Origin of the sequence: Micromonospora sp. NPDC007230 (genome assembly GCF_042869115.1) — a bacterium.
GTDB lineage: Bacteria > Actinomycetota > Actinomycetes > Mycobacteriales > Micromonosporaceae > Micromonospora.
In genome coordinates, this window is the sequence record NZ_JBIAFE010000011.1 from 210,683 (window position 1) to 224,493 (window position 13,811).

11 protein-coding genes are annotated in these 13,811 nt (G+C 73.2%); 8 read left to right on the forward strand and 3 right to left on the reverse strand.

All coding sequences use genetic code 11. From position 1 onward, the window contains the following. Window positions 1-2: 2 nt before the first annotated feature. Entirely contained in the window at window positions 3-1,640 is a 1,638-nt protein-coding gene (locus ACFYML_RS18135) for a hypothetical protein (RefSeq protein WP_387421683.1), read from the forward strand. Here the strand turns inward: ACFYML_RS18135 and ACFYML_RS18140 are convergent. Then, complete coding sequence (locus tag ACFYML_RS18140; RefSeq protein ID WP_387421684.1) at window positions 1,612-2,040, reverse strand: hypothetical protein; 429 nt, start codon at window positions 2,038-2,040, stop codon at window positions 1,612-1,614. The genes ACFYML_RS18135 and ACFYML_RS18140 overlap by 29 nt on opposite strands. A gap of 29 nt (window positions 2,041-2,069) precedes the next feature. Further along, window positions 2,070-3,317, reverse strand: a complete 1,248-nt coding sequence (locus tag ACFYML_RS18145) for an MFS transporter (protein WP_387421685.1) — start codon at window positions 3,315-3,317, stop codon at window positions 2,070-2,072. A 107-nt stretch (window positions 3,318-3,424) separates the two neighbouring features. On the opposite strand from ACFYML_RS18145, the gene ACFYML_RS18150 reads away from it, so the two are divergent. The 6 genes from ACFYML_RS18150 (at window position 3,425) to ACFYML_RS18175 (ending at window position 12,331) form a co-directional block, all read left to right on the forward strand. Further along, window positions 3,425-4,051 (forward strand): TetR/AcrR family transcriptional regulator, encoded by a 627-nt coding sequence (locus tag ACFYML_RS18150; RefSeq protein WP_387421686.1) that lies wholly within the window; start codon window positions 3,425-3,427, stop codon window positions 4,049-4,051. Window positions 4,052-4,134: 83 nt separating this feature from the next. Beyond that, window positions 4,135-5,496, forward strand: a complete 1,362-nt coding sequence (locus ACFYML_RS18155) for an acetyl/propionyl/methylcrotonyl-CoA carboxylase subunit alpha (RefSeq protein ID WP_387421731.1) — start codon at window positions 4,135-4,137, stop codon at window positions 5,494-5,496. A 146-nt stretch (window positions 5,497-5,642) separates the two neighbouring features. Continuing rightward, window positions 5,643-6,563: a hydroxymethylglutaryl-CoA lyase gene (locus ACFYML_RS18160; protein ID WP_387421688.1), complete on the forward strand. Its 921-nt coding sequence runs from the start codon at window positions 5,643-5,645 to the stop codon at window positions 6,561-6,563. Window positions 6,564-6,779: 216 nt separating this feature from the next. Next, window positions 6,780-8,312: an acyl-CoA carboxylase subunit beta gene (locus ACFYML_RS18165; RefSeq protein WP_387421689.1), complete on the forward strand. Its 1,533-nt coding sequence runs from the start codon at window positions 6,780-6,782 to the stop codon at window positions 8,310-8,312. A 95-nt stretch (window positions 8,313-8,407) separates the two neighbouring features. Next, on the forward strand, window positions 8,408-9,556 hold the full coding sequence (locus ACFYML_RS18170) for an acyl-CoA dehydrogenase family protein (protein ID WP_387421690.1): 1,149 nt from the start codon (window positions 8,408-8,410) through the stop codon (window positions 9,554-9,556). Between the two features lie 183 nt (window positions 9,557-9,739). Continuing rightward, a complete protein-coding gene (locus ACFYML_RS18175; protein ID WP_387421691.1) occupies window positions 9,740-12,331 on the forward strand; it encodes an ATP-binding protein in 2,592 nt (863 codons plus the stop codon). 276 nt (window positions 12,332-12,607) lie between these two features. Here ACFYML_RS18175 and ACFYML_RS18180 read toward each other — a convergent pair whose 3' ends face one another. Continuing rightward, window positions 12,608-13,105: a MarR family winged helix-turn-helix transcriptional regulator gene (locus ACFYML_RS18180; RefSeq protein ID WP_387421692.1), complete on the reverse strand. Its 498-nt coding sequence runs from the start codon at window positions 13,103-13,105 to the stop codon at window positions 12,608-12,610. Between the two features lie 100 nt (window positions 13,106-13,205). Between ACFYML_RS18180 and ACFYML_RS18185 the strand changes: the two genes are divergently transcribed. Beyond that, entirely contained in the window at window positions 13,206-13,787 is a 582-nt protein-coding gene (locus ACFYML_RS18185; RefSeq protein WP_387421693.1) for a YceI family protein, read from the forward strand. Window positions 13,788-13,811: the final 24 nt, after the last annotated feature.

Here is a 13,811-nt window from a genome sequence, read left to right on the forward strand (position 1 = left end):
GCGTGGGCCGACTGGACAAGCGGTTCGTCGCGCTGCTCGTGCTGGCCGCCGTGCCGCCGGCCGTCGAGGGTGTCATCCTCGACGCCTCGGGGTTCCGCGCCGCCGACGGGCTGGCGCCGCAGGTCACCGCGGTCTGGCCGTACGACACATACCACGACCTGCGATGGCTGTTCGTCTACCACGACTCGTGGCTGACCTTCGCCGTCGGACTCGCCGGGCTCATCGTGTTCCGGGCCTCGCTCACCACCGGGCTGGTCGCGCTGGCCTGGCCCCGGCAGGTGCCCTGGCCGGGCCTGGGTTGGCTGGTCCGGCGGAACCTCGTGCTCACCGTGGTGATCACCGTGGTGGTATCGCCCTGGGCGGCCCTGTCGATCGCCGCCTCGGTGGTCGCGCTCTCCTGGCTGTTGTTCGCCTCGTTGCTGCCGCTGTTCCTGCTCGCGCCCTTCCTGCAGCGCGCCGCCGTGCGCGGCGCCTGGTGGCGTGGGCTGCCCTCGATCGAGTTGGTCGGCTGGTCCCTGCTCAACTTCGTGGTGCTCACCATGAGTGGGGCGCTGGTCTGGGCGGCGCCGACCGGGTGGTCGGCACCGGTGGCGGCGGTCGCCGGGATGATCAACGGGCTGCTCTGGCAGCGCACGGTGCGGGCCGCCCTGCTACCGCGCCGCCCGGTGAAGTGGGCGCGGGTGCCGGTGGCGCCGCTGGCCGTGCTGCTCGTCTTCGCCGTGCCGGTGGTGGTGCAGCCCGTGTTGCAACTCGTGCCCGGGACGTCGCCGAAGGGCCGCGCCATGGTGCTCGACCGGTCCCTGCCGGCCGGCGTCCGGCACGCGGTGATCTTCCTCGACGGCCACGGCAGCACGTCCGGCGGGCAGCCGGCCGTCGACCCGAACGTGCAGCAGTTCTCCTATCGGGGCCTGGACCCGCAGGGCCGTCCGCTGCCGTACTCCGCCCGGGACACCTACCGGTCGATCGAGTCCAGCATGGGGCTGCTCGCCACCCAGGTGGACCTGCTGCACCGGCGGACCGGACGGCCGGTGGCGCTGGTGGGGCAGAGCGAGGGGGCTCTGGTGGCCCGGACCTACCTGGCCGTCCGGCCGCACCCGGCCGTGGACACGCTGGCCATGTTCAGCCCGCTGATCAATGCCGGCCGTTCCTACTACCCGCCCGCCGGGGCGTCAAGCGGCTGGGGCCTCGCCGCCGGGTGGGAGCTGCGGTTCGTCTTCGGCGTCCTCGACTCGTTCGCCCACACGGGCAGCGGGCCGGAGGAGCCGTTCATCCGGTCGGTGCTGGACAACGCCCCCTTCTACCGCAACGGCCTGATGTGCCCGATGCCCGGCGTACGCATCGTGGCGTTCCTGCCGACCACCACGGCGATCGAGGCGCCTCCCGGCCAGTACAGCCGCGTTCCGGTCTTCCAGATGCCGGCCCTGCACGGTGGCCTGCTGGCCACGCCGGTCGTCCAGACGCGCCTGGTCCACTTCCTCGAAGGCGAGCCGGTCAGCCGGCCGCAGCGTGGCTACAGCGAGCTCCAGAACGCCGCCGCTGCCTGGCACGCTCCGCCGCTGCCGCTCTCGCTCAACCCGGTCTGGCGGGCCAAGCACGTGCCCGACCCGGCTTTCAGCGAGGAAATCTGCCAGCCGAGCTGACCGGTTCGCTGGGCGTCTGCCGCCGGCATCGCCTGAGCAGCACGAGGGCCGCCACCGCCAGCCCGATCACCATCAGCGCCCAGATCGGCCGGAAGGGCAGCAGGAGCACGTGCAGGGCGATGCCCACCACCGCCACCACCGCGGCGAACCAGATCGACCAGCGGCGGCCGGAGAAGAGCAGCACCCCGCCCAGCACCATGAGCACCCCGGTCACCAGGTGCGCCCACAGCCAGCCGGTCAGGTCGAGGTGGTAGAGCCCTTCCTTGGTGATCACCACGTACGGGTCGTCGTCCAGGTCGGTGATCCCGGAGACGGCGTCGGCGAGGCCGCCCCCGGCGAGCAGCACGCCGGCCAGCATCCGCTGCCGGTCCCGCGTACGGGCATCGTCGGGTTGCGTCACCCCGTCCTCCTGTCGCTGTCCGGTCCAGCCTAGGGACGCGGCACCGGCTCCGTCCGGCGCTCGGCGCGCGAAACCCCCTCCCGCAGCGTCCGCCACGCACCGACGGTGACCAGGGCGAACACTCCTGCGGCCGCCCAGCCGACCGGAGCCACCCCGCAGACCTGACCGGCGAACCCGGCGACGGCCGCGCCGACCGGCGCGGTGACCAGACCGACCGTCCGCTGCGCCGCGCCGACCCGGCCGAGCAGCCCGGCCGGCACGTGCCGCTGCCCGTACGCCGACCACAGGCTGTTCCAGACGGTGGTGCCGGCGGCGAAGCAGGCCAGGGCCAGCCCGCCGGGCACCGGGTGCCGGGCGACCGCGAACCCGGCCAGGGCCAGGGTCTGCGCCAGCAGCACCCCGCGCAGCGCGGGCAGGGTGCCGAACCGGGCCGCCAGCCGGCCGGCGCCGAGCGCCCCGACCAGGCCACCGACCACCGCCCCCGCCGCGAACAGCCCGTACGCCGCCGGCGGCACCCGCAGCACGGTCAGCGCGTACAGCACCAGTACCGCCATGACTCCGCTGATCGCGAGGTTCGACCCCGCCGTCGCCACGGTCACCCGCCACAGCACCGGGTCCCGCCGCAGCCAGCGCATCCCCGCCCAGGCCTCCCGCCACACGCTCGCCCGTTCCGGCTCCGGGCGGTGCCGGTGCTCGCCGGACGGCGGGACGCGGCGCAGGGCGAGGACGAGGAGGGCGGCCGCGCCGAAGGTGACCGCGTCGAGGGTGAACGGGAGAGCTGCCGAGATCGCGAAGAGGACCCCGGCCAGCGGGGCGCCGAGGAACCCACCGGCGAGCGCGGTGCCGGCCTGGAGGCGGCCGTTGGCGGTGGGCAGCGCGGCCGGCGGGACCACCGACGGGAGCAGCGCGAAGGAGGCCGCGTCGAAGACCGTGCCCAGGGCGGCGAGCAGGAAGGCGGCGACCACCAGCGCGGCCACGCCGGCCCGGCCGGTGGCGACCAGTCCGGCCAGGGCGGCCACCACGGCGGCCCGCAGCCCGTCCACCACCGCCATCGTCCGGCGGCGGTCCCACCGGTCCGCGTACGCGCCGCCGAGCAGGCCGAGGAGCAGCGGCGGGAGTTGGGCGGCGACGGTCACCGCGGCGACGGCCCGGGGATCGCGGGTGAGCGTGGCGGCCAGCAGGGCCAGCGCCGGCGTACGCAGGGCGTCGCCGAACCGGGAGGAGACGGCGGCGGACCAGAGCAGCCGGTAGTCGCGGCCGAGGGCGGAAGCGGTCATGTCGCCGGAGCCTGTGGCCTGAAGCGGGTCGAGGGTCAAGCAAACGTGAGGCAACCGACGGGTAACCGAGCCTCCACCTCGCCGCCCCCGAGGTCTAGGCTGGCCCGGTGGCGGTGGAACAGCAGGCGCGGGGCGCGGCGAACGGCGCGACGGGTGCGGGCCGACGCCGGTCCCGGCGGGACGAGATCCTGGAGATCGCGGTGGGCCTCTTCGCCTCCCGCGGCTATCACGGTGTGTCGATGGACGACATCGGCGCCGCTGCGGGGGTCACCGGTCCGGCCCTCTACCACCACTTCGCCGGCAAGGAGGCGATGCTCGCCGCCGCGCTGATCCCGGTCAGCGAGGGGCTGCTCGCCGGTGGCCGGGAGCGGGCCGCCCATCACCCGGACGACCCGCGCGGGACCCTGGAATCGTTGATCGACTTCCACGTGGACTTCGCGCTGGCCAACCCGGCGGTGATCGCCCTGCACCTGCACGAACTGGATCGACTCCCCGACGAGCCGCGCCGACGGATCCGCCGGCTGCAGCGGCTCTACGTCGAGGAGTGGGTGACCGTGCTCACCACGCTGCACCCGGGGCTGCCGGACGGTGAGGCGCGGGTGCTCGCCCACGCCGCCTTCGGTCTGATGAACTCCACCCCGTTCCTCGCCGGCGAGGTGGACCGCCGCCGCCGCGCCGAGTTGCTGCGCGGCGCCACCCTCGCCGCCCTCCTGGCCCCCACCGACCCCGCCTGACACGCCGCGTTGGGCTTAACGCGTGTTAAGAAGAGGCCCCGGCTATGCACGAGGCGTTAAGAAGGGGCCCTTCCTTGCAGAACATGATTGAGTCGCTGCTGGTCGCCAATCGGGGCGAGATCGGCCGCCGGATCATCCGTACCGCCAAGCGGCTCGGGATCCGCGCGATCGCGGTGCACTCGGAGGCGGACGCCGGCCTGCCGTTCGTGACCGAGGCGGACGAGGCGGTCTGCGTCGGCCCGGCCAATCCGGCGCAGAGCTACCGGAACGTCGAGGCGATCCTCGCCGCCGCCAAGTCGACCGGTGCCCAGGCGATCCACCCCGGCTACGGCTTCCTCTCCGAGAACGCGGACTTCGCCCGTACCGTCGAGGCCAGCGGCCTGATCTGGGTCGGACCCGGCGCGGACGCGATCACCGCGATGGGCGACAAGATCAATGCGCGGAACCTGATGGCGGCGGCCGGGGTGCCGGTCGCGCCCGGCACCACCGACCCGGCGGCCGACCTGGCCGCGGCGGTGGCCGCCGCCGCCGAGATCGGCTACCCGGTGATGGTCAAGGCCGCAGCCGGCGGCGGTGGCATGGGCATGGGCGTGGCCACCGACGAGGCCGCGCTGCGCACGGAGTACGACAAGGTCCGCTCGTTCGCCGAGCGGATGTTCGGGGACGGCTCGGTGCTGATCGAGCGCTACTTCCCCCGGGTACGCCACGTCGAGGTGCAGATCCTCGGCCTGGCCGACGGCCGGGTGGTGGCCCTCGGCGAGCGCGAGTGCTCGGTGCAGCGGCGCAACCAGAAGCTGGTCGAGGAGTCCCCGTCCCCGGCGGTCTCCGCCGAGTTGCGCGAGCGGTTCCTGGCCGCCGCCGTGCGGGCCGGCGAGGCGGTCGGCTACCGCAACGCCGGCACGGTCGAGTGCCTGTTGGTCCCGCGCCAGCGGGACTTCGATGGTGACGGCTCCGAAGAATTTTTCTTCCTGGAGATGAACACGCGGCTGCAGGTCGAGCACCCGGTGACCGAGTACGTCTACGGCGTCGACCTGGTCGAGGAGCAGTTGCGGGTGGCCGCCGGCCTGGCCCCGACCTTCGACCCGGACGCGCTCGCGCCGCGCGGGCACGCCATCGAGCTGCGGATCAACGCGGAGGACCCGAAGCGCTTCCTTCCCGGCCCGGGCGCGATCACTACCTGGAACGAGCCGGCCGGCGAGGGTGTCCGGGTCGACTCCGGCTACGTCGCCGGCAACACCGTCACCCCGTTCTACGACAGCCTGATGGCCAAGCTGATCGTCAGCGGGGCGACGCGCGAGGAGGCCGTCGCGCGGGCCAGGGCGGCGGTGGCCCAGTTCGAGATCGCCGGCCCGAAGAACAACCTCCCCTTCTTCGCCGAGCTGCTGGAGAACCCGGAGTTCCTCTCCGGCGACTACGACACCGGCATCGTCTCCCGCATGCGCTGACCCCGGCGCTTCTCGTTGACCAAGGAGTTTGCGTCAGCCCGGGCGGGGATTTTGCCGCAAACTCCTTGATCAACCCCGGCTGGCGGCTGGGGTGACATGCTGGAGGGCACCCATCACGTAAGACCGTCACAGTGAGGTGACCCCTTATGGCGGAACTGCCGGACTTCGTCTCCATCCGGGAGGTCGGGCCCCGGGACGGACTCCAGAACGAGGAGCCCATCCCCACCGACGCCAAGGTGCGGCTGCTCGACGCGCTGTCGCGTACCGGAGTGCAACGGATCGAGGCCGTCTCCTTCGTGCACCCCAGGGCGATCCCACAGATGGCCGACGCCGACGAGGTGTGGCAGCGGGCCACCAAGGTCGACGGGGTGCGCTACTCCGCTCTGGTGCCGAACACGCGGGGCGCCCAGCGGGCCCTGGCCGCCGGCTTCACCGAGATCGAGGTGGTGGTCTCGGCCAGCGACACGCACAACCGGCGCAACGTCAACCGCTCCACGGCGGAGTCCCTCGACGACATCGCCGAGCTGATCGACCTGCTGCACGGCGCGGGCGCCCGGGCCGAGGTGATCATCGCGACCAGCTTCGGCTGCCCGTACGAGGGGGACGTCGACCCCCAGCGGGTCGCCGGCATCGTCGACCGCGTCGTCCGCGACGGCGCCGACCGGGTGGCCTTCGGCGATACCACCGGCATGGGTACGCCCCGGCGGGTCCGCGAGCTGGTCACCGCGGTACGTGACCGCAACGCCCACATCCCCGTGCTGCTGCACTTCCACAACACCCGGGGCACCGCGCTGGCGAACCTGCTGACCGCGATGGAGTTGGGCGTCACCGAGTTCGACGCCAGCGTGGGCGGCCTCGGCGGCTGCCCGTACGCCCCGGGGGCCAGCGGCAACCTGGCCACCGAGGAGGCCGTGCACATGCTGCACGACATGGGCATCGACACCGGGATCGACCTGGCCGCGCTGATCGAGGCCGCCGAGCTGGCCGAGGAACTGGTCGGCAAGAAGCTCCCCTCCGGCGTCCTCCGCGCCGGTCCCCGCACCCGCCTGACCCCCCTCCCCGCCTGAGCAACGCGTTGATCAAGGAGTTTGCGTCTGGATCCGGGCGGCCGGACAGACGCAAACTCCTTGATCAACCACGTCGGCGCGGTGCGGTCGGCCGGCTGCTGGCGGGGCGGGTGGCTGGTGTGGGCTGGGTCGCCGGAGCTGGTCGGCGTGCGCTACCCTAACGATCGTTCAGGTCGGTGGGCGCGCTCACGAGGCGCGGGTGGCGAGGGAGTCGGCGTGACGCTCGACGGTGAGGCTCTGGAGCAGCTGCGCAAGCGCGCCAAGGCCGGCGGTGCGGACAAGTACCACGCGGCGAACGCCGCCAAGGGCAAGCTCTTCGCCCGGGAGCGGGTTGCGCTCCTGGTCGACGAGGGCTCATTCGTCGAGGACGGCCTCTACGCCAACGCGCTGGCGGAGGGGCTGCCCGCCGACGGCGTCGTCACCGGCACCGCCACCATCGACGGCCGCCCGGTCTGCCTGATGGCGAACGACTCCACGGTCAAGGCCGGCAGCTGGGGAGCGCGTACCGTCGAGAAGATCATCCGGATCATCGAGCGGGCGTACTCCACCGGCGTGCCGATGGTGTATCTGGTCGACTCGGCCGGGGCCCGGATCACCGACCAGGTCGAGCTCTTCCCCGGCCGGCGCGGCGCCGGGAAGATCTTCTGGAACCAGGTCCGCGCCTCCGGCTCAATCCCGCAGGTCTGCGCCCTCTTCGGGCCGAGCGCGGCGGGCGGGGCGTACATCCCGGCGTTCTGTGACGTGGTGGCCATGGTGGACGGCAACGCCAGCATGTACCTCGGCTCCGACCGGATGGTCGAGATGGTCACCGGCGAGAAGACCACGCTGGAGGCGATGGGCGGGGCGAAGGTGCACTGCGCCGAGTCCGGCGTCGGGCACTTCCTCTGCAAGACCGAGGCCGAGGCGCTCGACGTGGTCCGCCGCTACCTGTCCTACCTGCCGGCCAACTGGACGCAGCAGCCGCCCACGGCGCCCGCCGTGGAAGCGTCCGAGAAGGCCGACCTGGCCGCGCTGGTCCCGGCCAGCGAGCGGCAGGCGTTCGACATGCGCCGGTACGTCAAGGGCCTGCTCGACGAGGGCAGCTTCTTCGAGATCCAGGCGCTCTGGGCCAAGGAACTGACCATCGGCTTCGGCCGGCTGAACGGCGAGGTCGTCGGCGTGGTCGGCAACAACTCGATGTTCAAGGGCGGCGTGCTCTTCGTCGACTCGGCCGACAAGGCGACCCGGTTCGTGCAGCTCTGCGACGCGTTCAACGTGCCGCTGCTGTTCCTCTCCGACGTGCCCGGGTTCATGGTCGGCAGCGCCGTGGAGAAGCAGGGCATCATCCGGCACGGCGCCAAGATGATCACCGCGATCAGCGAGGCGACCGTACCCAAGATCTGCGTGGTCGTCCGGAAGGCGTACGGCGCCGGGCTCTACGCGATGGCCGGCCCCGGCTTCGAGCCGGACGCGACGATCGCGCTGCCCACCGCCAAGATCGCGGTGATGGGCGCGGAGGCCGCGGTCAACGCGGTCTACGCCAACAAGATCGCCGCGATCGAGGACGAGGCCGAGCGGGCCGCCTTCGTCAGCGCGAAGCGCGAGGAGTACGAGCGGGACATCGACATCGTCCGGCTCGCCAGCGAGCTGGTCGTGGACGCCATCGTCGAGCCGCACGAGTTGCGCGCCGAGCTGGTCCGCCGGTTCGCCGCCGCGCACGGCAAGGACCGGCACTTCTCGAAGCGCCGCCACGGCGTCACCCCGGTCTGACACCCGCGCCGTGTGCGGTCACCTCCGCACGTGGCCCCGCACGACCCGTCCCGGCGTCACGAGCGCCCGGCGGCCCATCCACACAGGAGGATCAGATGGACTTCCGGCTCAGCGAGGAACAAGAGGCGCTGCGGGAGAGCGTGCGGGACTTCGCCCGCGAGGTGGTGGCGCCGGCCATCGCGGAGCACTACGAGCAGCACACCTTCCCGTACGAGATCGTTCGGCAGATGGGCAAGATGGGCCTGTTCGGCCTGCCGTTCCCCGAGGAGCACGGCGGCATGGGCGGCGACTACTTCGCGCTCTGCCTGGCCCTGGAGGAGCTGGCCCGGGTCGACTCCAGCGTGGCGATCACCCTGGAGGCGGCGGTCTCCCTCGGCGCGATGCCGATCTACCGGTTCGGTACGGACGAGCAGAAGGCGCAGTGGCTGCCGAAGCTGCTCAGCGGCGAGGCGCTCGCCGGCTTCGGGTTGACCGAGCCGGGCACCGGATCGGACGCCGGCGGCACCCAGACGCGGGCGGTGCTGGACGGCGACGAGTGGGTGATCAACGGCTCGAAGGCGTTCATCACCAACTCGGGCACCGACATCACCTCGCTGGTCACGGTCACCGCGGTCACCGGGACGAAGCCGGACGGCTCGAAGGAGCTGTCCAGCATCATCGTCCCGTCGGGTACGCCCGGCTTCACCGTCGCCCCCGGCTACTCCAAGGTCGGCTGGACCGCCTCGGACACCCATGAACTGACCTTCGACGACTGCCGGGTCCCGGCAGCCAACCTGCTCGGCCAGCGCGGTCGGGGCTTCGCCCAGTTCCTGCGTACCCTCGACGAGGGCCGGATCGCCATCGCCGCGCTGGCCGTCGGCCTCGCCCAGGGCTGCGTCGACGAGTCGATCAAGTACGCGAAGGAGCGCCACGCCTTCGGCCAGCCGATCGGCAACTACCAGGCGATCCAGTTCAAGATCGCGGACATGGAGCTGAAGGCGCACACCGCCCGGCTGGCGTACTACGACGCGGCCGCCCGGATGCTCGCCGGTGAGCCGTTCAAGCGCCAGGCCGCGATCGCCAAGCTGCACGCCAGCACCATCGCGGTGGACAACGCCCGCGAGGCCACCCAGATCCATGGCGGCTACGGCTTCATGAACGAGTATCCGGTGGCCCGCTTCTGGCGGGACGCCAAGATCCTGGAGATCGGCGAGGGCACCAGCGAGGTGCAGCGCATGGTCATCGCCCGCGACCTGGGCATCTGACGGCGAGCTCGCCCCGGCTCGCTGGCTTCGCACGCTCCGCGGACGCGTGGTCATTCCGCCTCGAATGACCACGCTTTGCGGTGACGCTGCGCGCTCGGCCGGCTGTCGGATATCGGCGCCCGACGGTCGGTTGGGCGACGATCTGGTGTGGCCGGTCGTACCCCGTCCGTAGTCTTCGTCCCCATGACTCCGGATCATGATCGCTCGCCGAGCACGGGTGGTCGTACCGGCCTGTCCGATCTGCTGCGCGGGCACCGGCTCGCCGCCGGCCTCACCCAGGCCGAGCTGGCCACGCGGGCCGGCGTCGGAGTGCGGACGGTCCGTGATCTGGAGCGGGGCCGGTCCGCGCGGCCCCAGCGCACCACCGTCGACCTGCTCGCCGGCGCGCTCGGCCTGACCGGCACCCGCCGGCAGGCGTTCCTCGCCGCGGCCCGGCCGGCCCCGTCCGCCGCGCCGCGTCCGGCCGCACGGCACCTCCCGCTCACCGGCTCCGGCATCACCGGAGGCGGTACGCCGGTCGCGCTGCCGCAGCCGGTGCCGCTGATCGGCCGGGACCGGGACGTCGTCGAGGTGGCCGCCCTGCTCGCCGCCGACCATCCGGTGGTGAGCCTGGTCGGCCTGGCCGGCGTCGGCAAGACCGCGCTCGCCCTCACCGTCGCGTACGCCGTGGCCGCCGACCACCCGGCCGGCGTGGCCGGTGTGCTGGTCGGCGAGGGCTCCGAGGCGACCGATGTGCTCGCCGCCTCGGTCGCGGTGCTCGGCGTGAACCGGCTGGCGGACCTCCCCGGGCGGCTCGCCGGCCGGCCGGCGCTGCTGCTCGTGGACGCGGTCGAACGGGCACCCGGGCCGGTGGCCGAGGCGCTGCGGACGATGGTCGCCGCGGCACCCGGGCTGCGGGTGCTGGTGACCGGCCGGCGTCCGGTCGGCCTCCCGGGCGAGCTGGTCCGGCCGGTCGCGCCGCTCGACGTCCCGCCGGCCGGGGTGCTGCCGGCGGACCCGGCGGCGCTGGCCCGCTGGCCGGCGGCGGCGCTGTTCCGCGCCCGGCTCGCCCAGGTGCGCCGCGAACCGCCCACTCCGGCCGAGCTGCCGGCGCTCGCCGCGCTGGTCCGGCGGCTCGGCGGTCTCCCGCTCGCCATCGAGCTGATGGCCGCGCGCGGCCGGATCCTCGACGTCACCGAGCTGCTCGACCGGTACGGCGACCGCGTTCTCGACCTCGCCACCAGCGGTCCCGCCGGCTGGGCGCCGGTCGACCGCGCCACCGGCACGGTGACCCTGCGCGAGGCGGTGGCGACCAGCTACCACCTGCTCGCGTCGGCCGACCGCGCGGCGCTGCGCCGGCTCTCCGCCTTCTGCAACCGGTGGTCGGTGGAGCTGGCCGAGGACCTGCTGGCCGACGGCGGGCCGCGGGCGGACGCCGTCCCGCTGCTGGACCGGCTGCTCGAACTCGGCCTGCTCAGCGTCCGGGGCACCGGCCCGTTCCGGTTCCGCCTGCTGGACGCGGTACGCGACTTCGCCGCCGAGCAGGCCGCGGCCGAGGGCGAGCTGGCCCGGATCCGGCACCGGCACGCGCTCGTCGTCACCGGGCTGGTGGTCCGCAACGCACCGGACCTGCTCGGCGTGGAGCACTCCGCCGCCGTGCACCTGCTGGACGAGGCGACCGGCGACATCACCGTCGCCCTGACGCACGCCGCCGACGACGATCCGGTGACCGCGCTGCGACTGGCAGCGGCCCTGCCGTGGTGGTGGCGGCTGCGCGGGCGGGACGTCTCCGGGCGGCGATGGCTGCGCCGGCTGCTGGACGACCCGCGTACCGCCGACGCCGACCCGGTGCTGCGGGCCTGGGCGCTGATCGGCTCGGCCCGGCTGGCCGCCGAGCACGGCGCGGGCGCGGAAGAGGTGCCGGCGGCACGGACCGCGTTGGCCGCCTTTCGCGAGGCCGGGGAGGTGACCGGGGAGCTGTGGAGCCGCTTGGTGCTCGGCATGCTGTTGCCGGCGGCGGGGGCACACGACGAGGCCCGGGAGCAGGCCGAGGCGGTGCTGGAGCTGGCCACCCGGCACGGCCGGGTACGCGAGACAGCATTCGCCCAGACGTGCCTGACCTGGCACGACGTACGCGTGGGCGACCTGGCCGGGGCGCGCCGCCGGCTGGCTACCGTGGACCGGCTGGCCGCGCAGTCCGGTGAGCAGCGGCTGCGGCTGCTGGCCCGGGCCAACCTCGCCGAGGTGTCCCGCCTGGAGGGCCGGTACGCCGACGCCGTGGAGCAGGGGCGGCGGGTGGCGGCGGCGCTGACCGAGCTGGGCGACCCGGGGCGGCGCCGCCGAGTGCTCGGCACGGTCGGGTTGGCGCTCGCCCAGGCGGGACGCGGAGACGAGGCGTTGGAGGTGCTCGCCGAACTGCGGCCCGCGGTTCCGGTGCCGGCGCAGCGGCGGCCGTCCGGCGCCGGGCACCCGGACCGGGCCGGTGTCGCGGCGGAGCCCACCCGGCCGGAGGACGCGGTCTGCGCGCTGATCGAGGGCCAGCTCGCGCTGCACCGGGGTGACCGTGAGCTGGCGGCGGAATGGTTCGCCGCGGCGGCCGAGGCGGCCGCTCCCGGCCCGCACCGGCGGGACGTGATCGAGGCACTGGTGGGACTGGCGGCGAGCACGGCCGACATGACTGTGCTGGACCGGCTCGACCAGGCTCGCCGAGCCAACGGGATCAGCCTGCTGCCCCGGGAAGAGGACCTGCTGTACGCGTTGGTGGCCGGCCGGGACCTCGGCACCCGCCGGCGCTGACCGACGATCGACCCAGTCCGACAAGCTGAGGAAGTCGATCGACCGCTGGGGTTGCGCCGCCGGGTTGCTCGCACGGGAGGGCGCGGGGGTGGCGCGAGCGAAGTAGCCCCCTGGTGTTGCCCCTCGCTCATCCGCTCGCGCCGGCACCCCCCGGTGCTCCCCCGCTGCAGTGGAACCCTATCCGCGACGCGTGGGTGATTTGTGGCCGATTGAGGGGTATGTGCGGCCGCTTAGTCGGTTCTGCCGGTCTTTCTGCCGGTGATCGTCCGGGCCGGCTCAGCAGCCGGCCGGAGCGGGTGCGGGCTCGCTGCTCCCAGCGGTCGCCCCCGGGTGGACCGCGTCGCGCACCCGGCGCAGCCCGTCCAGGAGGGCCTCCAGCTTCACCGGTTCGAGCTGGCCGGTGAACCACTGCTCGATGATCTGCAGGTGCCCGGGCAAGGTCTCGTCCAGCCGGGCCAGGCCGGCGGCGGTGACCACCGCGTACGAGCTGCGCCGGTCGGAGGGGCAGGCCCGGCGGCGGATCAGGCCGTCGCGCTCCATCCGGTCGACCACCCGGGTCACGCCGCTGGTGGACAGGGAGGTCTGGGCCGCGAGGTCGGTCATCCGGAGCTGGTTGCCGGGTGAGCGGGCGAGTCGGGTGAGCACCTCGAACTCGACCGGGGAGAGGCCGTGCTCCTCGAACTGGGCGGCGAACCGGGCCGACAGCCCGGCGTGCGCCTCGACGAGGAGGCCGACGGCGGTGATCCGGGGATCGTCGAACACGTTCTGGTCCACGCCACCATCCTAGCAGTACTTGACATAGGGAATGTTGTCGTGCCTATAGTTGCTTAGTCAGTCGTTGGACTACTCAACAATCTCCCTGGAGGACAGCACCATGACCAGCAGCACCGAAGCGGTTACCCGCGACTGGGAGGGTTTCACCATCCCGGCTGCCGGCACCTACCTGCTGGACGCGGCTCACAAGCGGGTCGGCTTCGTCGCCCGCCACATGATGGTGAGCAAGGTACGCGGTGAGTTCGGCGACGCGACCGCCACGATCACCGTGGCCGAGGACCCGATGCAGTCGGCGGTGACCGCCACCATCCAGTCGGCCAGCATCGACACCACGCAGGCCGACCGGGACGGGCACCTGCGCAGCGGCGACTTCCTCGATGTCGAGAAGTTCCCGACCCTGGAGTTCCGCAGCACCGGCGTGAAGTCGCGGAACGGCAACGAGTTCGTGCTCTCCGGCGAGCTGACCATCCGCGACGTCACCCGCCCGGTGGAGCTGGAGGTCGAGTTCGAGGGTGTCGGCCGCAGCCCGTTCGGCCAGGACATCTTCGGCTTCTCCGCCAGCACCGAGATCGACCGCGAGGACTTCGGCCTCACCTGGAACGTCGCCCTGGAGACCGGCGGCGTGCTGGTCGGCAAGAAGATCAAGATCGAGATCGAGGGCGAGGCCATCCGCCAGGCCTGATCTCCCCGTACGACCCCACGGGCC

Bases quoted from the DNA above. Each gene is read 5' to 3' on its own strand.
- ACFYML_RS18170 (WP_387421690.1), top strand. From the start codon at position 8,408: ATGGACTTCCGGCTCAGCGAGGAACAAGAGGCGCTGCGGGAGAGCGTG.
- ACFYML_RS18155 (WP_387421731.1), top strand. From the start codon at position 4,135: ATGATTGAGTCGCTGCTGGTCGCCAATCGGGGCGAGATCGGCCGCCGG.
- ACFYML_RS18175 (WP_387421691.1), top strand. From the start codon at position 9,740: ATGACTCCGGATCATGATCGCTCGCCGAGCACGGGTGGTCGTACCGGC.
- ACFYML_RS18160 (WP_387421688.1), top strand. From the start codon at position 5,643: ATGGCGGAACTGCCGGACTTCGTCTCCATCCGGGAGGTCGGGCCCCGG.
- ACFYML_RS18145 (WP_387421685.1), bottom strand. From the start codon at position 3,317: ATGACCGCTTCCGCCCTCGGCCGCGACTACCGGCTGCTCTGGTCCGCC.
- ACFYML_RS18185 (WP_387421693.1), top strand. From the start codon at position 13,206: ATGACCAGCAGCACCGAAGCGGTTACCCGCGACTGGGAGGGTTTCACC.